A 20,510-nucleotide genomic window follows, 5' to 3' on the forward strand; every position below is an offset into this window, starting at 1 on the left:
ACCCACACTCCGGCCTGAAATGGCGCTCGCCCCGCGAGTTCATAAGGGCCCAAACCGAAACCGCGTAGGTGTCCGGTCAAATGGGGGCAAGTTCACCGACGGTGTCGCGCTGGAGGGAGCGACGGCTCTTCGGTCCATCTCCTGCCCGCGAGGTCGCAAAGCCTTGCGGGCCGTCCAAGTACGCGCCGACGGTACTTTATGCACCTTGGCTCGCCATCAATTGGTGGTTCAATGTGTCAGGCTTGCGAACAGGTTCGGCAGTTGCTCCGGCAGCCGCACAATATGATCGACAATAGTGTAGTTGTTTTCGCCGAAGATCCGTTTGACGTAGCTGTCGGCCTCTGGGTCGAGGGATAGGCAATAGGTGGCAACCCCTTTCGAGGCGAGTTCCTCAACTGCTTTCCGTGTGTCGTGGCGAAGATGCTGGGGGTCACGCTCATCGATGTCCGCGGGTTCGCCATCTGTCAAAAGCAGGATCAGTTTGCGCCGCTCGGGCTGCTTCAGAAGTTCCTGACCTGCATGACGCAACGCCGCACCCATTCGAGTGGAAAGCCCGCCCCGCATTCCGTCCAGGCGCGCCTTGGCCTCGTCATCGAAGTGCTGGTCGAAGTTCTTGAAGCGATAGTATTGCACATCGTGACGGCCGTCCGAGGCGAAGCCATGAATTGCGAAAGGATCCCCTATTCCGGAGATTGCAGTGGCCACCAGTGTCGCGGCTTCGCGGGTCAGGTCGAGGACGGTCTTGTCGCTGTCGGGGGCCGGGTCGTTGGTGCTTTCCGAAAGGTCGAGCAGAACCGTCACCGCCAGGTCGCGGGAATGGAGCACGTTTCGCATCGTAATTCGTGGGTCGGGCTGAGTTCCCATTCGGATTGCGATCATCGCATCGACGGCAGCGTTGAGGTCTATCTCATCTCCGTCCTCCATACCGCGTAGTCGGGCGACACCAGCGGGTGTAAGCATGTCGACTATCTGCCGAATGCGGTGAACGACGGGGCGGTGGTTGGCGAGTATTTCGTCGATCCGGGCCGGGTCGCCGCGCGTCGCCCGGCGTTCAAAGACTGTTGTCCAGTCCGGCCGGTGAAGCTGCACCCGGTAGTCCCATTCATGATAATGGAAAGGCGCCGAGATCGGCTCCTTGCCCCACATCTCGTTGAAGCTCGTCGTGGCCTCCCCGGCATCCTCATAGGGGCGAAATTCGTCCTTGCAGACCCAGATTTCCTGAGCGTCGTCCCCGGCCAACTCGGTATCGACCTCGTGAGCCATTTCGAGGACAGACACGTACTTGCGAAGCTGTCGCTGGCTGGCGGATATGTACTCGGTGCCATGTGCCTCCCAGTCGAACTCCTCAAAGGCCCACACCATGCGATTGTCATCGCGATAGGGGATGCGGATCGAGTTCAGTACGCGCAGGCTGGGCACATCTCGGCTCGCTGCGAAGACGTGGTAGAGTTCCAACCCGAGGATCCAGGAGGAGCGGTTGTCCGATGCATTCTGCGCGATCTCGGCGTGGAACTTCGCGCCGAGGGCATCAAGCGCCGTGTGGCCAGTCTGAGCCGCGGGATCGTTCAGCAGGGCGGCAAACCGTTCGAGCCACAGGATTGTTTCATGTTCAACATACTGCGGTCGTTCCCGTTGCAACAACCGCCCCCAGAGCGTTGACAGCCCGGGAAAATCCTGAGCGGCAGCCCACTCCACCCGAGCATCCTCAACCAAACCGATGAAGAACATCTGGGCCGGCGTGAGCTGCTCAGCAGAAATCGCGCCGGTGCTGTACTGAATATGGGCGGCCTGATGCGCGGCAATCGCACGGTAGAGATCAACCCCGGAGACGCCGGCCAGATCGTCGAGTGCATCTGGCAGGTGCAGTACCTGGTGTTCGATGTATGGGCGGAAACCTTCATGATCGGCGGCGGTCGGGCGAAGGAAGAAGTCACGTCCCCACAGCGCGCGGAGGTAGAAGTTCAGCTTGCGGTGGGTGTCTATGAAGAGAGTTCCGCGACGTTCCTGCTGCAGAACCTTGCGTGAATCGGCGCTCTCCAACGCGAAATAGCGCGTGAGGTTGGGCAGGTCTCGCCGATAGGCCTCGGCGCCGAAGGTCGACCAGCGACGCAGCCCGGACAGTGTGAGCTTGGATAGCAACTCGTCGATATTGTAGAGCATCGGCCGCAACCCTCGGGAGGCCTTGGCTGAGAGGGAATGGATCAGTGCAAGGTATCCGCGCAGCAATTCCGGATCGCCAAGGCGCTGCGCAGCGGTAGGGAGTGAAGAAAAGAGCAGCGCGATAACCTCGCCCGAGGTCATCGAGCTGAGCTTCATCGCCGCCGTGAGACAGTCCCGGATCACGTCCTCGCCGCATTCCTTCACGACGGCAGGCATGTTCTCCAGCCAGGCGAAGACGAGGTCATGGCCGCGACCGAGATTGTTGAGGCCCCTCGCGCCTTCCATGTAATCCGCCAGCCCCGCCGGGCTCATCAGCCGCGCGGCGTCATGAAAGATCGGTTCGAGTGTCTCAATCAGATCGGGCGGCGCCTCGGCAAGGCAATCGCGGTATTCCTCAAGAGCGATGGTCATGGGTAGGTCAGACGAAGAACGTTTCGACAGCCGCCTGCAGTGTCTGGCGCATGTCCGGGTCGTCCGTGAGTGGTGTGACAAGCGTCATCTGACAGGCGGCATCAGCATCAACCCCTTCGGCGATCATCTGCCCGGCGTAGACCAGCAGGCGAGTGGAGATCCCCTCGTCCAATCCGTGCCCCTTGAGGTTCCGCGTCCTGTGGGCGATTTGGACCAGCTTGTCGGCAGTGCTGGCATCGACCCCGGCTTCACGCGCCACGATTTCCGCCTCGAGGTCGGCTGCAGGATAGTCGAAATCCAGCGCCGCGAAGCGCTGCTTGGTGGACTGTTTCAGGTCCTTCATCAGCGACTGGTAGCCGGGGTTGTAGCTGATCACGAGCTGAAAATTCGGATGCGCCGAAATCAGCTCACCCTTCTTGTCCAAAGGAAGCTGTCGGCGGTGATCGGTCAACGGATGGATCACCACGGTCGTGTCCTGCCGGGCCTCGACAATCTCGTCGAGATAGCAGATCGCGCCAATCCTGGCGGCGGTGGTGAGCGGACCGTCCTGCCAGACGGTGCCGTTCTTGTCCAATAAGAAGCGCCCGACGAGATCCGAGGCTGTCATGTCCTCGTTGCAGGCCACCGTGATCAGCGGGCGGCGCAATTTCCAGGCCATGTATTCGACAAAACGCGACTTGCCGCAGCCCGTAGGCCCCTTAAGCATCACCGGCATCCGGCGCGCATAGGCGGCCTCGTACAGGACGTCTTCGCCTGCGGTTACTCTGTAGAATGGCTCCCGCGCGACGCCGTATTGCTCGATGTTCTGGATGTTCATCTCCATTCCTCTCCTGGGCGTGCACGACCCCGTGCCACTGGGCCGAAGGCATTGGCGATCAGACAGGCTTGCCGCGATAGACAACCATCTCCGCACCCTTGGACTGGGTGTAATTATCGTACCCGACGAGGCGTACATGGTTCGCGGGATGCGCCTTGTGGCAGGCTTCGGCCTCGGCGAGGATCAGGTCCACGTCGGTTTCGCCGAAAAGCGGCAGCTTCCACATGTACCAGTAGTGGCCGAAGGCATTTTCCGGCTCGGTATGTTCCACGGCCGGGTTCCAGCCCTTGGATACGAGGTATTCCACCTGTTTGCGGATGGCGGCGGCATCCATTTCCGGCAGGTAGGAGAAGGTCTCGAACTTGCGGCTGCTGACGTCGGAAAGCGACGATTGATAATCCTGCATGGCGCTCATGGCTTGATCCTTTCGAATGTCAGGTCGGGCCGGCCCACATCCTAGGCCGGCAAAAAATGCGGGAAGATTAGCGGTGCTGGACGTCGAGCTTGTCGACCGTGTCGAACTCGAACTTGATCTCTTTCCAGGTCTCCATAGCGGTCGCCAATTCCGGGCTGTGCTTCGCGGCTTTCGTGAGGATGTCCTTGCCTTCTTTCTCGATCTCGCGGCCCTCGTTTCGCGCCTGCACGCAGGCTTCGACTGCGACGCGGTTGGCCGCTGCCCCAGCGGCATTACCCCAGGGATGACCGAGCGTGCCGCCGCCAAACTGCAACACGGCATCGTCGCCGAAAATGCTGACCAGCGCCGGCATGTGCCAGACATGGATGCCGCCCGAGGCGACGGGCATGACACCAGGCATCGAGCCCCAATCCTGGTCGAACATGATACCGCGGGAGCGGTCCTCCTTGATGAGCGAGTCGCGCATCAGGTCGATCCAGCCCAGCGTGGCCTCGCGGTCGCCTTCCAGCTTGCCGACCACGGTACCCGAATGGAGGTGGTCGCCGCCCGAGAGACGCAGCACCTTGGCGAGCACCCGGAAATGGATGCCGTGGTTGGGATTGCGGTCAAGAACAGCATGCATGGCGCGGTGGATATGCAGCAGCATCCCGTTGTCGCGGCACCAGTTGGCAAGGCCCGTATTGGCCGTGAAGCCGCCAGTGAGATAATCATGCATGATGATGGGCGCGCCGATTTCCTTCGCATACTCGGCCCGCTTGTACATCTCCTCCGGTGTCGGCGCGGTGACGTTCAGGTAGTGGCCCTTGCGTTCGCCGGTCTCGGCCTCGGCCTTCTGGATCGCCTCCATCACGAAGTCGAAACGCTGGCGCCAGCGCATGAATGGTTGGGAATTGACGTTCTCGTCATCCTTGGTGAAGTCGAGCCCGCCGCGCAGCCCCTCGTAGCAGGCACGGCCATAATTCTTGGCCGAGAGTCCCAGCTTGGGCTTGATCGTGCAGCCGAGCAGCGGGCGGCCATACTTGTTCATGATGTCCCGCTCGACCTGGATGCCGTGGGGCGGGCCTCCGCAGGTTTTTACATAGGCGATGGGGATGCGGACATCCTCCAGCCGAAGCGCGCGGACAGCCTTGAAGCCGAACACGTTGCCCACCAGCGACGTCAGCACGTTGACCACGGAGCCCTCTTCGAAGAGGTCGATCGGGTAGGCGATGAAGGCATAGAAGGCCTCGTCGCTGCCGGGCACGTCCTCGATCGCGTAGGCGCGGCCCTTGTAATAGTCCAGATCGGTCAGAAGGTCGGTCCAGACGGTCGTCCAGGTCCCGGTCGAACTCTCCGCGGCGACGGCGGCGGCGGCTTCCTCGCGTGGCACGCCGTCCTGCGGAATGATCTTGAAACAGGCAAGAAAATCCGTGGCTTGCGGTGTATACTCCGGAGTCCAATAGGTTTCCCGGTATTCCTTCACGCCTGCGTTGTAGGACCTGACGTCGTCTTTGGGCATCTCGAAATTCCCTCCCTTGGCTCGAGCCTTGAGAGGACAGTAGAGGAGTTCAAGATTAGAAAAAAATTGATTGTTCTTATATTTTAGATAGATTTTTCCCTATGAAAAAGGTCATCACGCCGACGTTTCAACAAATGCGCCTCTTCGAAGCCGTTGCCCGCAACGGGTCCGTTTCGCGGGCAGCTGAAGAGGTCCACCTCGCGCAGCCGTCCGTGTCCATGCAGGTGAAGGCCCTCGAAGGTAAGATTGGCCTACCTTTGACCGAGAAGGTTGGACGGGAGCTTCACCTGACCGCAGCGGGCGCCGAAGTTGCGGCGGCGTCTCGCGATGTCCTTTCCCGGATCTCGGATATGCAAGCGACGCTCGAAGACATGCACAGAGAGGTCGCAGGCCCGCTCTCTGTCGCTGCCGTTTCTACGGCGAAGTACTTCCTTCCCCAGGCGCTAGGACAGTTCAAGCGGCGCTTCCCACGTGTCGAACCGCGCCTGCAGTTTACCAATCGGGAGACCGTTCTCGCCCGGATCGCAGATAACGCCGACGACCTTTACGTCACCGGCCGCCCGCCGGAACGCGAGGCGGTGGTGGCGGAGTCATTCATGGAAAACCTGATCGTGCTTGCCGCGCCGGCCGATCATCCCCTGACGGCGCAACGCAACACGCCGTTGGCCCGTGTCGCCGAAGAGCCGATCATCGGGCGCGAACGCGGTTCCGGCACCCGGCTGGCAGTCGAGGAGGTTTTCGAGGCCGCCGGGGTGGAAATATCACCGCTCATGGAGTTCGACGACAGCGAAGCGATCAAGCAGGTCGTGGCCTCTGGTTTCGGGGTCGCCTATCTTTCGTTCAGCTCATTACGGCTGGAACTGGCCGCCGGCCGGATTGCGGTTCTGGACGTCAAAGGCTTTCCCCTTCACCGCCAATGGTTTGCGGCGCATCGAAAAGGAAAGCGGTTGTCGAACGCGGCTCGCGCCTTCCTCGAATTCCTCCGGGAAGAGGGCGACCGGTTCGCCAGCGGACCAAAGTAAGGAACAGCCCGCCTGGACTATTCGGCCGATGGCAGGGCCGCATGTGCCAGGGTCATGCGAAGTTCTTTGGGAAGGCTCTCTGAGCGTAGATCAGGCAGAAACCAGTCTGCCCCGGAAAAGTCCTCCCCTTGCGTATAGGAAGAAGGTGTCACGACCGTTCGCAATCCGGCCTTGCGGGCTGAGAGAAGCCCGTTGCGGCTATCTTCAAAGGCAACTGCATCCCCCGGCTCCATACCAAGCCGAGCCAAAGCAAGTTCGTAGACATCCGGCGCAGGCTTCTTGGCGACGACCTCGTCTCCTGCTGCGATCACATCGAAGACATTGCCCGCCGGGCACCCCCATAACAACTCACATAGCGTATCGACATTGGGCCGGTTGGTGGTGGTAGCCACAGCAAGGGAAAGCCCGGCCAGGCGCGCCTGCGCCACCAGCTCCCGAACGCCCGGACGCAGGGAAAGTTCTCCGCCAGCGACGATCTCCGCGTAGCGGACCGTCTTGCGCCTGTGCAACAAGGCGATTGCGTCATCGCCGGGACACGCGCTGCCGCTCTCCACGAGATAGCGCCGGATACGCTCTTTGCCGCCCGTTGTTCGCAGGAGCCAGCGATAATCCTCGCGCGACCAGTGCCATCCGACCCCGGCATGTGCAAAAGTATCGTTGAATGCCTTGCGATGTGCCTCCTCGGTCTCCGCAAGCGTCCCATCGACATCGAAGATTAGCGCCATAAGGCTCATGCCGCCCTCCTCAGGCCAGTCGCAACCAGTCCTGGCAGCGCCGCAAGGTCATCAAGACGGCCCGCTGCATCCAGGTTGTCGGGGCCGGACGCGCAGTGGCCGGCCGTGGAGAGCAGGAAAGCGGCGCAGGCGCGACGCGCCGAATATGCGTCGATTTCGCTGTCCAGGACAAACAGCGCAGGCCCGTCTCAAATGGCACTCAACGCCCCGTGGAGTAGTGCGGGATGGGGGTTCCGGACCGACAGGCCGAAGCCGCTGATCGCCACATGGAAGCGCACCAACAGATCCATATGCGCGATAATGGCCCGTACAAACGCCAGCGGCCTGCCGGGACAGATCTCCAGCCCGCGCCCATGTCCCACGAACCGCCCGAGTGTCTCGGGGAGACCGGGAGATGTGCGGTGAGAGACACGGCATCCTTTTAGACCCGCAGTAAGCGTTGGAGCAGAGGCGCCTGTCCGCTGACGGGAATGCTGCGGGCCATGCGCATCTGGCGAACGAAGGCAGCTGCGCTTCGGCCGATGAAGCTTCGCGCTGCCTCCGGAGAGAGCGGGCCAAGCCCGGCATCGGCAAGCATCGCATAGGCGACGCCGTGAAGTTCAGGCGCCTTGTCGATTACAGCCCCGTCGAGATCGAAAAAGATCCGGATCATCAGGCCGCATCTCCGATAGTCATGGCGGCGGCCCGGATCGCGCGGATATTGTCGCCATAGACGCCCGGGGTGTCGACAGACCCACCGCGGAACACCGCCGATCCCGCAACGAGGACGTCGGCGCCAGCCGAGGCCACGAACGGTGCCGTGTTCGGGTCGACCCCGCCGTCGATCTCTATATGGATCGGACGATCCCCGATCATCTCCCGAAGGCGGCGTATCTTGTTGGTCATGTCGAGGAATTTCTGACCGCCGAAGCCGGGATTCACCGTCATCACGCAGATCAGGTCCGTCACATCAAGCAGGTGTTCCACGGCTTCCGCTGGGGTGCCGGGATTGAGCGCGACGCCGGGCTTCATCCCCGCGCCCCTGATCGCCTGCAGCGTGCGGTGGATATGGGGCGTTGCCTCGACATGGGCCGTCAGAATGTCCGCGCCGGCATCGGCGTAGGCCTCGATATAGGGATCGACCGGCGCGATCATCAGGTGCACATCCATCACCGTTTTCACATGCGGGCGGAATGCCTTCACCGCGGGCGGACCGAATGTCAGGTTGGGGACGAAATGGCCATCCATCACATCAATGTGGACCCAGTCGCATCCCTCGGCCTCGATCGCGCGGATCTCCGCTCCGAAATTGGCGAAATCGGCGGAGAGGATGGAAGGGGCGATCTTGATGGAACGATCGAAAGGCATGGAGACCTCCTGAAGCTGATTAGTATCGGCAAGGTGCAGGTGCGTCTGCGCCGCGCCAGCGGCGCCCGGCTCAACCGTTTTCCGGGCATTTTCAATGCGAGGGAAACCGGCGCGAGTTTCCTCGCCGGTGCTGGATCACGCGGCGCGGGCCGCCGTGGCGGGGTGTGGGTCAAGCGTCCCGGCGGCATATCGAGCGGCCATGTCGTCCATCGGGATGACCCGGATGGAGGAGGCCCGTCCTGCTGTGCCGAAGCGTTCGAAACGGTCGCGGCACAGCTCCTGCATGGCGTCGCGCGCGGGCTTGAGAAACTTGCGCGGGTCGAACTCGGACGGATTCTCCGTCGCAATCCTGCGGAACTGGCCGGTCATCGCCATCCGGCAGTCGGTGTCGATGTTCACCTTCCGCACACCGTGTCGGATGCCGCGCTCGATCTCCTCGACAGGCACGCCATAGGTCTGGGGCATCTCTCCGCCGTATTCGTTGATGATGTCCTGCAAGCCCTGAGGCACCGAAGAAGAGCCGTGCATGACCAGATGGGTATCGGGCAGGCGAGCGTGGATTGCCTCGATCACATCCATCGCCAGGATGTCTCCTGTTGGCTTGCGGGAAAACTTGTAGGCGCCATGCGAGGTGCCGCAGGCAATGGCGAGTGCATCGACCTTGGTATGGGCGACAAATGCCGCGGCCTGGTCCGGGTCCGTCAGCAACATGTCATGACTGAGCCTGCCTTCCGCCCCGTGCCCGTCCTCAGCTGCACTCTCGCCGGTCTCCAGCGAACCCAGCACGCCAAGCTCCCCTTCCACAGACGCACCAACCCAATGGGCCATGCGCGAGACGCGCTCGGTGATGGTCGCGTTGTACTCGTAGGAGGCCGGCGTCTTGCCATCCGCTTCGAGAGAGCCATCCATCATCACCGAGGTAAAACCGTGCGAGATTGCCGTCAGGCAGGTGGCCTCGTTATTTCCGTGGTCCTGGTGCATGCAGAGCGGGATTGTCGGATAAACCTTCGCCAAAGCCTCGACCATCTTGGCGAGCATGATGTCGGTCGCATATCCACGGGCGCCGCGCGAGACCTGCATGATCACCGGCGCGTCTACCTCCTTGGCCGCCTCCATGATGGCCTGACCCTGCTCCATGTTGTTTATATTGAAAGCCGGCACGCCGTAGTTGTGCTCTGCAGCGTGGTCCAGCAGCTGTCGCATGGTGATCAGCGCCATTTTCAGGTCCTCCCGATGAGTTTCAATGCGTCGGTGACGATGGCGTCACTGGTGATGCCGAAGTGGCGGTACAGATCTTCGGCCGGCGCGGAGGCGCCAAAGCTGTCCATTCCGATGAAGACATCGCCATGGCGCAGGATCTGCCCCCAGCCGTGCCATACGCCGGCCTCGATCGCGATACGGGGCGCGCTGCCCAGCACCCGGGCGCGGTACTCGGTTGGCTGGGCCGCGAAGAGTTCCAGCGAGGGAGCAGAGACGACCGCGGTGCAGATACCCTGCTCTGCCAACTTCTCCGCGGCCTCCATAGCCAGTGCGACTTCCGACCCGGTGGCAACCAGGGTCACCTCTCTTTCGGTATCGGGTGCCCGCATCAGATAGGCGCCCCGTGCGACGAGGTTTTCGTCGCTGTGAATTCTGCGCAATGTTGGCAGGCCCTGCCGCGACAAACAAAGCGCGGTTGGCGTCCGTTCCGAGGTCACGGCGATTTCCCAGGCCTCGGCCGTCTCGACCGCATCGGCCGGGCGAATTACCGCGAGGTTGGGCATAGCGCGCAGGCTCGCGATGGTCTCCACGGGCTGATGCGTTGGACCGTCCTCACCGAGCCCGATGGAATCGTGGGTCAGCACATAGATGACCGGCCGCTCCATCAGTGCCGAGAGGCGGATGGCCGGCCGAGCATAATCCGCGAAGACGAGGAACGTGCCGCCATAGGGCACGAAGCCGCCGTGCAGCGAGATGCCGTTCATGATCGCGGCCATCGCATGTTCGCGCACGCCGTAGTGGATGTAGTCGCCGGCGAAATCTCCGGGCTTCACCGAGGCCATCCGGCTCGTGCGGGTGTTGTTCGATCCTGTCAGATCAGCCGATCCTCCCACGGTGTTCGGTAGGGTCCCATTGACGATCTCGAGGACCATCTCCGACGCCTTTCGCGTGGCCACCTTAGGCCCGTCCATCGCGAGCTTGTGCTTGTAGTTGCCGATTGCAGCGCCGAGGGCCTTGGCATCGGGCCGCCCAAGCGACTGGCGAAACGCCTCCGCGTGATCCGACCCGTTCATCCGCGCCTGCCATTCCGCCCGCGCCCCCGCGCCGCGTCTGGCGATGGCGCACCAGGACGCGCGTACCGCTTCGGGAACTTGGAAGGGCGCGAAGGTCCAGCCGAGCGCGTCGCGGGTGGCGGCGATCTCGTCCTCCCCGAGCGGCGCGCCATGAGTGGCGGCGGTGCCCTGTTTGTTTGGGGCGCCGAAACCGATGATCGTCTTGCAGGCGATGAGAGATGGCCGGGCGTCCTGGCGCGCCGCCTCGATTGCCGCCGCGATCGCCTCCTTGTCGTGGCCGTCCACCGATTGCACATGCCATCCGGCGGCGGCGAACCGGGTCGGCTGGTCGGTCGAGGTCGAGATCTCGGTGGAGCCGTCGATGGTGATCGAATTGTCGTCCCAGAGGACAATCAGCCGTCCCAGGCCCATATGCCCGGCAAAATCGATCGCCTCGTGGCTTATGCCTTCCATCAGGCAGCCGTCGCCCGCCAGCACATAGGTCCAATGATCCACCAAATCGTCGCCGAAACGCGCGTTGTGCATACGCTCCGCCAGCGCCATGCCGACACCATTGGTGAGCCCCTGGCCCAGCGGCCCAGTGGTGGTCTCGATCCCCTTGGCGTGGCCATACTCAGGATGCCCCGCGGTCCGCGCGCCGAGCTGGCGGAACCTCTTCAGTTGCTGGATATCCATGTCGTCATAACCGAGCAGGTGGTTGATGGCGTAGACCAGCATGGAGCCATGACCGGCCGACATTACGAAGCGATCCCGATCCGGCCACCTGTGGTCCGCCGGGTCGACCCGAATGAACCGGTTGAAGAGCACCGTTGCGACGTCCGCGAGCCCCATCGGAGCCCCGGGATGGCCGGAGTTTGCGGCCTGGACGGCGTCCATGGCCAATGCACGGATGGCGTTTGCCATAAGGTCTTCGGTCGCTGCGGTGACGGGGGTTTCAATGTTCATGTCGGTCTCCTCAGGCGCGTTTGGCTTCGTGGACGAGGCGTTCAACCATCGGGGTGAAGATCAGCTGCATGGCGAGGTCCATCTTCCCGCCCGGGATCACGATGGAATTGGCCCGGCTCATCCAGCTGCCCCCGATCATCGAGGTGAGATAGGAAAAATCGATGCCGCGGGGGTTCCGGAAACGGATCACCACAAGGCTCTCGTCGGCCGTCGGGATCCAGCGCGCGATGAACGGGTTCGACGTGTCGACCACGGGCACGCGCTGGAAATTCACATCCGTCTCGGTGAACTGCGGACAGATGCAATGCACGTAGGCGTGCATGCGCCGCAGGATCACATCCGTCACCGCTTCCGTGGTGTATCCGCGGCTTGCCCGGTCGCGATGGATCTTCTGTATCCACTCGAGGTTGATGACGGGCACGACGCCGATCTTAAGGTCGGCCAGCGCGGCGAGGTTGACCTCGTCATTTACCACAGCGCCATGCAGCCCCTCGTAGAACAGCAGGTCGGAGCCAGGCTCCAACGGGCGCCAGTCGGTAAATTCTCCGGGCGGCGTGCCGTAGGTCTGCGCTTCGACATCGTCATGCACATAGGTCCGGGTTCGGCCGGTTCCGGTCTCGCCGTATTCCCGAAACACCCGCTCCAGTTCGCCGAGCTCGTTGGCCTCGTAGCTGAAGTGGCTGAAGGTCGGATCTCCCGCATCATAGCGCTTCTGCAACTCGGCCTTCATCTCGGCGCGGTTGAAGCGGTGGAAGGCATCCCCCTCGATCGAGACGGCCCTGATACCCTCCCGGCGGAAGATCTGGTCGAATGTGTGCTTGACGGTGGACGTACCAGCCCCAGAAGAACCGGCCACGGAAATGATCGGATATTTCTTGCTCATTGGACGCCTCCTCCCAGACGGCGCGACGGATCTCTGTTTCCGGACATCAGGCGCGGAACAACCCGCGCGCGCCGAAGAGCGCCGAGACTTCCTGGTCCGGCAGATCGTTGTAGGCCGTCACCCGGGCGACCTTTTCCCGTGTCCCGAAGACGAACGGCGTGCGCGCGTGGAGTTCGCTGGCGGTCATGCCCATGATGGGGTCGCAACTGTCGGTCGCCGCCCCGCCGGCCTGCTCGATCAGGAAGGCGATGGGCGCACACTCATAGACCATGCGCAGGCGACCGCGCTCGTAGCCGCTGCGGTCGTCGGATGGATACAGGAAGATGCCGCCCCGACTAAGGATGCGGTGGGTCTCGGCCACAAGGGAGGCGACCCAGCGCATGTTGAAATTCTTGCCCCGCGGCCCGTCGATCCCGGCCAGGCAATCGTCGATATAGGCACGGATCGGCTTGGACCAGTGACGATAGTTGGACGCATTGATCGCGAATTCGCTGGAACCGTCCGGTATCGTCTTGGCCGCGTCGACCAGCCGGAACACATCGCTTTCGGGATCCAGCACATATTGCTGCACGCCGCTGCCGAAGGTAAGCATCATCTGGCTTTGGGGGCCGTAGATGACATAGCCCGCAGCAATCTGCTCCGATGCGGGACGCAGGACGCTGGCCTGAGCGTTCGCCTTCGCTTCATAGATAGAGAAAATCGTTCCGATGGAGACGTTGACGTCGATGTTGGACGAACCATCCAGCGGATCGATTGCGATCACGAAGCGCCCATCGACGTCCAATGGCTCGACCGCGTCACGTTCTTCGGACGCATACCACCGCACACCGGTCCCGGTCAGGGCCTTGGCAAAAGCCTCGTCGGCGAGCACGTCCAGAGCCTTCTGGGTATCACCGTCGGTATTCTCTCCGACTTCGTGGCCAAGTGACTGACCAAGCGCGCCTCGGCGGATCGTGAAGGACAGGTTCCGCGCGACCCGTGCGAGCGCGTCGATTGGCGCCCGCATACCATCGGGGATCTCTCTGGTCTCAATGGATGCTACCGTATCCAACATTGCGGCCTCCCCTCCGGCAAATCAGGAACAGCTTTCATATTCCGTTTTTTGATTTATAAAGAAATTTAATTTTTGATAACGCGGATTAACTATCCAGAAATGAAGCGCCTGAACTCTCTAACTTTCAAACAGTTGCGCGCCCTAAGAGCTGTCACGGACCTCCGTTCCATCAGCCGTGCAGCCGATGAACTTGGCCTGACACCACCCGCCGTGCATAGCCAACTGAAGGCTCTCGAAGAGAACTTCGACTGCGCGATGCTCCATCGAAGCGGACCATCAGCTTTCGCGCCCACACCGGAGGGGGCGGCGCTGCTCAAGGCGTTCGACCGGGCCGAAGTCAGCCTGGAGCAGGCCGTGCATTCCATCGACGCCTTGCGGAGCGGAAAGGCCGGAACGGTGGTTCTCGGAGTGGTCAGTACAGCCAAGTACTTCGCACCGGAACTGGTTGCCCGGCTACGAGAGGTGCTCCCGGAAGTCGAAGTCATTCTGAAAGTCGGAAACCGCGGCGAGATCATTTCGGGCCTGGAAGACCATGCCTACGACCTTGCCTTGATGGGAAGGCCTCCCCGGACGCCGCCGGTATCTGCTACGGCAATCGGACCCAACCCGCATCTTCTTGTCGCGTCATCCAATCACCCATTGGCGAACCGCGGAACAATCACAGCCACGGAGATCCTCCAGCAGCCATTCATTGCCCGCGAACCCGGATCCGGCACCCGGAGTCTGAGCTCGCGATTTCTTCATGGCCTCGATGCTGGCGACCCAGTTGAGGTAATCGAGATGTCCTCGAACGAAACCATCAAGCAGTCTGTTCTGGCAGGGCTGGGCATTGCCATCCTGTCCCAGCACACGATCGCCGAAGAACTGCATGGTGGTCGGTTGGTTGCCTTGAAGGCCGCAGGTCTGCCGATCGTACGCCAGTGGTTCCTTCTCTACCCGACGGCAGAACCTCCGACCGGAGCCAGTCGCGTTGTGCATGATCAGATCGTTTCTTTGGTCAGGCCGATTTTCGAGCGTAATCTGTCCGATTGAACGCAGCCGCCCAACGTTCACTCAATTTCCACTACCCGTCGCCGTCACACACTGTCTTGCACCAGATTGCCGTACCGCCGAGAACCTTCGCCGAACCGGCGCCCTTATGTCGATTTCGGGCTTGGGCAGACGTGCAGGCACTCCCATTGCAAGTCAGAGGTAAAGCGGCCGACTGCGAGGCCGCGGCCCGCGCATTCCTGTTCACGCAAGCAAGTGATCTATGCGTTCTTTGCCCGCGTCATCTCACTCAAATTCGCCACCCGTGCTTACAAGTCACTTGGATCTATCCGTACTTGAACACTTGGCGAAAGCATATTTTGCGAAGGCCTGCACTTGGAACCCTAAGCGGCTGGTCCGCTCCCTGCAAATTCCTTACTTTCACTGGTTTTCTGCAAAGGTCTGTATTGCGGACTTAACGACCATGCGCGCAATCAAAGTAGGTACGCGGTCATCCTACCAGCTCCGTTGCGGGTTTCGTTCAGATGTCGAACTGCGCAAGCAGACCGTAGTGATCAGAGCCGAGCAGCGGTCGCCGTTCTACTATGGCGCTCGAATTGGCCGGAACAAGCACATGATCGATCGCGAGCGGCGCAAAGGCACTGAAACGCGGATATGTTGTCAGGTTTTCACCGGCGGCGCGCGCATTGGCAGCGCGTTCTATACGCCCGACGCTTGCGCCACCACGCACCATGTTGAAGTCGCCCGAAACGACGATGTCGCCCTCGAGCTGTGAAATCACCGCGGCGATTGCTCGCGCTTGCTTGTGTTGGCCGTAGGGGAAGGGCCACAGAAGATGCACTGACGCGACCCAGATGCGCTTGTTGCCCAACTCCACTTGGGCCAGCGCAAGATCCAGCTGAGGGTAGCAACGCGCAGTGCCTTCGACGATCTCATGACTCGTCAACATAGCCACACCGCGTATTTCACTTGAGCGGCATATGACCCGATTTGGAAACTGGGCGAGCGTAGATTCGAGTGCGTGCAAGTTGTGGGTCGACAGTTCCTGTAGGGTTACGAAGTCAGGCTCGAAAGCCTTGATGTCGTCCGCGATGGCTTGTGGTGTTCTGCCGAAATTAAGCAGGTTCTTTTGGTACAAAGTGTAAGTATCTGGCCCCAGAGCCCCGTATGTTGACGAAGAAACGATAAGGGGAGCCGTGCTGCCGAAGGCAAAAACTGCGAGAACGGCACTGGTTCGTAGACCTCCGGATAGCACAAATATCCCTGCTATTCCGCAGGTAAGCGCAGCGATATGAGTGCGGAACACGGCGAGCGAGTCGCCAAGCGGCAGCCATTCTCCAGCAAAGCTGAGACCCAGAACGGCCAAAAGCATCGTCGTCGCAATGTACAGGACTACGCGAAGCCTCGATGCGGCAGGCCGTCGACTTTCAATAAGGACCGATGCGAGGCTCGTTTGCCGCTTAACTGGGACTGGCCCGATTTGACTAGCGGGGTTCATGAAGTTCGGCTTTCGTGATCGTGGATAGCGAGGGGCGGATTGAGGTTGCTTGTTATCAATTCGGCCGGGTGCCCAGACGGGCTTCAAGCTGTGCTGATGGCTGCCCAAGAAAACTGCATGAACAGATCCTGACGTGGCTGTGGCGGTCACACAGCCACATGTTGGAAGGATACCGTTCTAGGTAAAAACCACGCTCGCGCAACGCCGCTTCTAGGTCAGTCCAATTTAACGCTGTGAGGAAGATTTTGGCCAAATGCATACGCAGATGAGCAGCCATCTCGGAGTCGAGGCGGTTCGCCTCCCTGGCGCTCGCCCAAGCGGATTGTTCAACGTTTTTGGCGAAATCTGACGTGGCTGGGTCGATGTCCTGTTGCTCAAGCACGGCGTGATCTCCTTTTCACTTGGTTCTCGGAACAGAAAGTCCACACAGGTTCAGCTCGAGTCTTACTGATCAGAAAGCAGGAAAACGACTGCACGTTAGGAGCTTCGCCGCCTCTTTTGGGAGGGCCGTTACCCGAACGGATAGTACGCTGGATCTCAGATGAAATTCCGGTACCCGATCAGGACTTGAACGGGCGGTGTCAAAGCAAGTTCTCTGGACAGGTTATGGAGCGTTTGATGGTATCGAGGCGAAAGTAATTGAGGGGCGTATACCCTGTAGATCTCAGGTTGTCCTCGTGGACCGAAGTTTTCTGGCTCCGCTTCAGGCTTGAGACGGTCATCTGATCAAATTGGTCGGATGACCGTTCGGTCGCCGACGCAGATCATCTTCGGGGAACATATCAACACTATGAAACTGGGCATGCTCCCATCAAATTGGGGTCGCGGAAGCCCCCCTTGTTCTGGCCGACGGCTACAGTCTGTGTTGCAAACACTAGCAATGAGGCTGGCCAGCCCCTACCCGAAATCGGGCCCACTCATTGGGGCTGGCCAGCTGTACCAAGGGGCACATTCCTTCCATCGGAGACGATAGGAAATATCGTCATCGATACAGAAGCTTGGCTCGACCTTCGCTCATGTCAATCTCGTCGCACCGCTCCCTCTCAAGGTCGCCGGCCACGAAAGCTGCGAGCTTACTGACGCCTTTCATAGATGTAGAAGGGCCACCGGTTTTGGCCAGTGGCCCTCTGGCCGCTCAGATGCGACTCGGTCCTCCTCAGGGTGGACGCTAATTACAAGAGAGCTTACCTAACGTCAACTCTGTCGGTTTTTCGTATGCTCCGACCTGATCGACGTGGTCGTGGTCTTGTGAATTAGTCGGCAAATGTGACGGAGGTTTCAAGCGGGCGACGCACACCCGGCTGCACCGCGGAGACGCGCGCCAGGCGAGGTCTGGCCACTTCGCGTAGCCCTCTTGCGGAAATCTCGTAGGGCCAACCCGGTGGGTCTGTCGTTGATCCAGTCTATGGTCGACTGAAGTGCCACATGATTGAGTTTTGAGCGCAGGTTACAACACACTGTTACGATGGGGGTAACGGACATGACTGGCATTGCGACGACATCCATCGTAGCGGCGGCATTAACGCTGTCAGGAACCGTCGCGGACGCTATGGATATGGCTTGCACCCATCCAGATGACCGAAATCACACCTATACCGTCGCTGGCGATCGCGGCACGTACACGTGGAATGATCACGGGGTCGAGCGGGCTTGGGCGCTTGAGTGCAACACTCAGCGAGGCGGTTCGGTCACGTGTCACCGATGGGAAGAATACGGTGATGATGGCAGGAGCGTGTTGATCTTCCGAATGCTGTCCAATGGAAGCCTGATCGAAGCCGGCTCTTGGGCATTGCTCAATGTAAGCACTGTCGATGTCAAACCCGGTTTTGTTTGCACCGAGTTGGGCGACTGATCGCACCCACCCAATAGCTTGAGTTTCTAAGGCTGCGCGGTTTGGACGTTCGAGTGGTTTCGAGCGCCCTCCGCGACGTTCTTGGCTTCGGTCGCAGCCGTTAAGAGTTCGGCTTCGCCTTGGCTGCGCGACCAGACAACTCGGCCAGACATCAATAGATTGCAATGAACGGGCGGCCCGTCGGGCCGCCCTGATGTATGCTAAGGAAGAGCGCCAATCAGCCCGGGGTATACCAGATAGGTGACGTGTATGCGCGTTCCTGCGTCTCCGTAGGCGCCTCTTCGGGTAGCGACGCTCCCATTCGGAAGGCATCGTAGACCGTCCAGCGCGGGGTCGGGATTTCGATCACTCGAGCGTAATAGAAGGCCGACTGAGAGGGATCGAAATCGGGGTCGCTCCAGACCGTTCCCATCTCTGCCTGACCGATCGAGTTGGTCCAAGTGGCGCGCTCTACGTCCACCGTCGACCCGATTGCGGGTAGCTTTCCATCGGCATCAGGCTGCCTGTCGCCTGCCCAAACAACGTCGTAGACTTTTTCGTGGGTCTCCCCCTCGGCGTCCATCCAGCCCTTCACGATCTGGATTCTGTCCAGGTTTCCGCCGATCGGGTCTTTCAATGCATAGACCATGAAGCTGGGCGCCTCTGCTCCTTCCGGCGCTGCAGGCAGATCGCCGCCCATGGGCGCGCCTTTTGCATAGCCTGCAGCAGCCGGGGTCCTCGAGGTCAGGTCGTCCATCGTGTAATCCCAGCCACCGAAGAAACGCACGCCCATGCGCGAACCCGTTGTCGCATAGACCTCCTTTCGCTCCATAGCGTCGAATATCGCCTCGCGGGTGTTCTCGGCCGCCCAGACCGCGGCGAGGCCAGAAGCGACCATTTCCCAGCCAAGGATCTGTACGTCACCGAACTGGCCGACGATATGCTCTGGTCTCTGCGGGTTTGGCTCGGCGCCGGAATGCTTGCCGAAGAAGTTGTCCTCCTGCGCCGTGGCGAGCGAGGTGTGACTGTCCGTCGATCCCACCATACCGAACTTGTAGGGGTTGGTGCCGAGGGACGTTTCGAGCATCAGACCGGTTTTCAGCGCTTCACGGGCGTATTCACCGGCCAACATGTCGTCGGTCTTGAGCTCGGACAGGTTCAGGTTGCCCTTGTCCCAGGTTTCGTAGTCGGCGAACTCGTCATTCGGGCTGAGGAATGGATGAGTCTCGCCATCGCCCTTGATCTGCGTTGCCTCGTATACGGGCTCCCAGAGCGCACGGGTCACTGCGTATTCTGCATCCAGTTCCCGACCGTCAAACTGTGCGGTTTCTGGGAACATGATGCCGTTGGAAAGGTTGCCGTTGTGCGCGATCGCAAGCACGTCGCCACGCGTGACTTCCTCGTAATTCGCCATCCAGTTCCAGAGGTCGCGCGGATTAATCGACCCAAAGGGCGCTTCGGTCGTGAATGGGTCGATCATGCCGGCCTTCTCGCCACCGTCGCGATAAATGACCACGCGGTGCATGTTCCCGCCCTGGATGAGGGAGGTCCATTCGTAGCCGATGAAGCTGGTGAACAGTCCTGGTTCGTAGGCCTCCTCGGCTGCCTGGATCTGACGTTGCCAAACCGAGCGAAACGGTTTGGACCCGGCTTCCACCGCAAGGGCCGGCGAAATCACTTCGCCGCGCGAATAGGCGTCGATCAGTTCCAGCGCCGCCGCAACACCCTCGTCGCCGCCATTGGCCACCATGGTGGCAATGCGGTTGCCTTCGGGGTCAGACATGATGCTTGGGGCCTGCGCGAAGATCAGGTCGAACAAGCCCATATTGTCAGAATGGTCAGCGACCACCAGCCAGTCGAGTGGCCGCGACAGCCTTGCCATGAAACCGGTGGTGGCCTGCACCTCCTGACCTTTGGCGAAGCGGTAGGCGGCGCGAGCGTCCAGTCGGTTGCCGAAAGCCCCGGCGTCAAAAGACGTCGAGGTGTGCAGGTGCGTGTCACCCCAGAGCGGGCGGTCAGGGATGCCGCGCTTTGCGTAAGGCGAATAGGACTTTCCCCGGAAGGCATCGGTCAAGGTCGACCCGTCCGGTGATGGCTCGAAAGCTAAGGCCAGGCTCGCATTGAGGCAGAGGGCGGTCGCGATGAACAGATGGTGCTTCATTGCCAACTCCTGAGAAATTTCATTCCAAAGATGATGGTAACATGGGCAAGAAGGTTTTGACGAAGCGCACGTTGTCCCAACGCCTTCATTCGGTCGCTTTGCCCGGCGGCCGGCGCGCGAAACATTCGACGTCAAGTAAGGCCGGCCCGCAGCCCCATTTTCGTTTCACAACGCGCTGCCACGGGGGCTTCGGGCTGCGCAGCGGAAGCGGTCATTCGGATCGCTCGGCTGGTCTGCATTCTCGGCGCAAACAGATATCTCCTACGTACGTCATGCCTTTTCTTGATGAGGGTCAACGCCGCTTGGATCGAAAGATGATAGATAGCCCGATGGGAGAGCTCTTACGCCGCTCCGGGGAGGGAAAGTGCGCGGAGCTCGTGGGAGGTCAGCCGCAACGCAACATTGAAGGAGTGGGGCAAATGCCGGAGTCTGCAGCCACCAGCCACAATACGGTACGGGAGGTCGTTGCTG

General features: G+C 60.8%; 17 protein-coding genes. 3 read left to right on the forward strand and 14 right to left on the reverse strand.

Going from position 1 to position 20,510, the window contains the following annotated elements; translation table 11 throughout:
* Nucleotides 1-228: 228 nt before the first annotated feature.
* The 4 genes from CHB86_RS23610 to CHB86_RS23625 all read right to left on the reverse strand — a co-directional run bounded on the left by CHB86_RS23610 (nt 229) and on the right by CHB86_RS23625 (nt 5,301).
* Entirely contained in the window at nt 229-2,571 is a 2,343-nt protein-coding gene (locus CHB86_RS23610; protein ID WP_089235579.1) for a nitric oxide reductase activation protein NorD, read from the reverse strand.
* A 7-nt stretch (nt 2,572-2,578) separates the two neighbouring features.
* The gene (locus CHB86_RS23615) at nt 2,579-3,388 is read right to left on the reverse strand and encodes a CbbQ/NirQ/NorQ/GpvN family protein (RefSeq protein ID WP_089235594.1); all 810 of its coding nucleotides are present in this window, start codon (nt 3,386-3,388) and stop codon (nt 2,579-2,581) included.
* Between the two features lie 58 nt (nt 3,389-3,446).
* The gene (locus tag CHB86_RS23620; RefSeq protein ID WP_089235580.1) at nt 3,447-3,803 is read right to left on the reverse strand and encodes a ribulose bisphosphate carboxylase small subunit; all 357 of its coding nucleotides are present in this window, start codon (nt 3,801-3,803) and stop codon (nt 3,447-3,449) included.
* 67 nt (nt 3,804-3,870) lie between these two features.
* Nucleotides 3,871-5,301 carry a form I ribulose bisphosphate carboxylase large subunit gene (locus tag CHB86_RS23625; RefSeq protein ID WP_089235581.1) on the reverse strand — a complete coding sequence of 477 codons (1,431 nt, stop codon included), beginning with the start codon at nt 5,299-5,301 and terminating at the stop codon, nt 3,871-3,873.
* Nucleotides 5,302-5,402: 101 nt separating this feature from the next.
* On the opposite strand from CHB86_RS23625, the gene CHB86_RS23630 reads away from it, so the two are divergent.
* Nucleotides 5,403-6,323, forward strand: coding sequence for a LysR family transcriptional regulator (locus tag CHB86_RS23630; RefSeq protein WP_089235582.1), 921 nt, complete (start codon nt 5,403-5,405; stop codon nt 6,321-6,323).
* Between the two features lie 17 nt (nt 6,324-6,340).
* Here CHB86_RS23630 and CHB86_RS23635 read toward each other — a convergent pair whose 3' ends face one another.
* The 7 genes from CHB86_RS23635 to CHB86_RS23665 all read right to left on the reverse strand — a co-directional run bounded on the left by CHB86_RS23635 (nt 6,341) and on the right by CHB86_RS23665 (nt 13,559).
* Nucleotides 6,341-7,057, reverse strand: coding sequence for an HAD family hydrolase (locus CHB86_RS23635; protein WP_089235583.1), 717 nt, complete (start codon nt 7,055-7,057; stop codon nt 6,341-6,343).
* Nucleotides 7,058-7,478: 421 nt separating this feature from the next.
* Nucleotides 7,479-7,709 (reverse strand): HAD family hydrolase, encoded by a 231-nt coding sequence (locus CHB86_RS23640; protein ID WP_089235584.1) that lies wholly within the window; start codon nt 7,707-7,709, stop codon nt 7,479-7,481.
* A complete protein-coding gene (gene rpe, locus CHB86_RS23645; RefSeq protein ID WP_089235585.1) occupies nt 7,709-8,404 on the reverse strand; it encodes a ribulose-phosphate 3-epimerase in 696 nt (231 codons plus the stop codon). Before rpe ends, CHB86_RS23640 begins: the two co-directional genes overlap by 1 nt.
* A gap of 135 nt (nt 8,405-8,539) precedes the next feature.
* Nucleotides 8,540-9,622 (reverse strand): class II fructose-bisphosphate aldolase, encoded by a 1,083-nt coding sequence (gene fba / locus CHB86_RS23650; protein WP_089235586.1) that lies wholly within the window; start codon nt 9,620-9,622, stop codon nt 8,540-8,542.
* A 2-nt stretch (nt 9,623-9,624) separates the two neighbouring features.
* Nucleotides 9,625-11,622, reverse strand: coding sequence for a transketolase (gene tkt, locus CHB86_RS23655; protein ID WP_089235587.1), 1,998 nt, complete (start codon nt 11,620-11,622; stop codon nt 9,625-9,627).
* A gap of 10 nt (nt 11,623-11,632) precedes the next feature.
* Nucleotides 11,633-12,505: a phosphoribulokinase gene (locus CHB86_RS23660; protein WP_089235588.1), complete on the reverse strand. Its 873-nt coding sequence runs from the start codon at nt 12,503-12,505 to the stop codon at nt 11,633-11,635.
* Between the two features lie 46 nt (nt 12,506-12,551).
* Nucleotides 12,552-13,559 (reverse strand): class 1 fructose-bisphosphatase, encoded by a 1,008-nt coding sequence (locus CHB86_RS23665; RefSeq protein ID WP_089235589.1) that lies wholly within the window; start codon nt 13,557-13,559, stop codon nt 12,552-12,554.
* A 99-nt stretch (nt 13,560-13,658) separates the two neighbouring features.
* Here CHB86_RS23665 and CHB86_RS23670 point away from each other — a divergent pair, with 99 nt between their 5' ends.
* Complete coding sequence (locus CHB86_RS23670; protein WP_089235590.1) at nt 13,659-14,591, forward strand: LysR family transcriptional regulator; 933 nt, start codon at nt 13,659-13,661, stop codon at nt 14,589-14,591.
* Nucleotides 14,592-15,069: 478 nt separating this feature from the next.
* On the opposite strand, the gene CHB86_RS24430 is transcribed toward CHB86_RS23670, so the two are convergent.
* Both CHB86_RS24430 and CHB86_RS23680 read right to left on the reverse strand, forming a co-directional pair.
* Complete coding sequence (locus CHB86_RS24430; protein WP_141134993.1) at nt 15,070-15,921, reverse strand: endonuclease/exonuclease/phosphatase family protein; 852 nt, start codon at nt 15,919-15,921, stop codon at nt 15,070-15,072.
* A gap of 181 nt (nt 15,922-16,102) precedes the next feature.
* Nucleotides 16,103-16,429, reverse strand: coding sequence for a hypothetical protein (locus CHB86_RS23680; RefSeq protein ID WP_089235592.1), 327 nt, complete (start codon nt 16,427-16,429; stop codon nt 16,103-16,105).
* Nucleotides 16,430-17,527: 1,098 nt separating this feature from the next.
* On the opposite strand from CHB86_RS23680, the gene CHB86_RS24435 reads away from it, so the two are divergent.
* Complete coding sequence (locus tag CHB86_RS24435; protein ID WP_141134994.1) at nt 17,528-17,899, forward strand: hypothetical protein; 372 nt, start codon at nt 17,528-17,530, stop codon at nt 17,897-17,899.
* 217 nt (nt 17,900-18,116) lie between these two features.
* Here the strand turns inward: CHB86_RS24435 and CHB86_RS23685 are convergent, their stop codons facing one another.
* Nucleotides 18,117-20,039, reverse strand: coding sequence for a DUF3604 domain-containing protein (locus CHB86_RS23685; protein WP_089235593.1), 1,923 nt, complete (start codon nt 20,037-20,039; stop codon nt 18,117-18,119).
* Nucleotides 20,040-20,510: the final 471 nt, after the last annotated feature.

Source organism: Tropicimonas sediminicola (genome assembly GCF_900188335.1).
In the GTDB taxonomy this organism is placed as follows: domain Bacteria; phylum Pseudomonadota; class Alphaproteobacteria; order Rhodobacterales; family Rhodobacteraceae; genus Tropicimonas; species Tropicimonas sediminicola.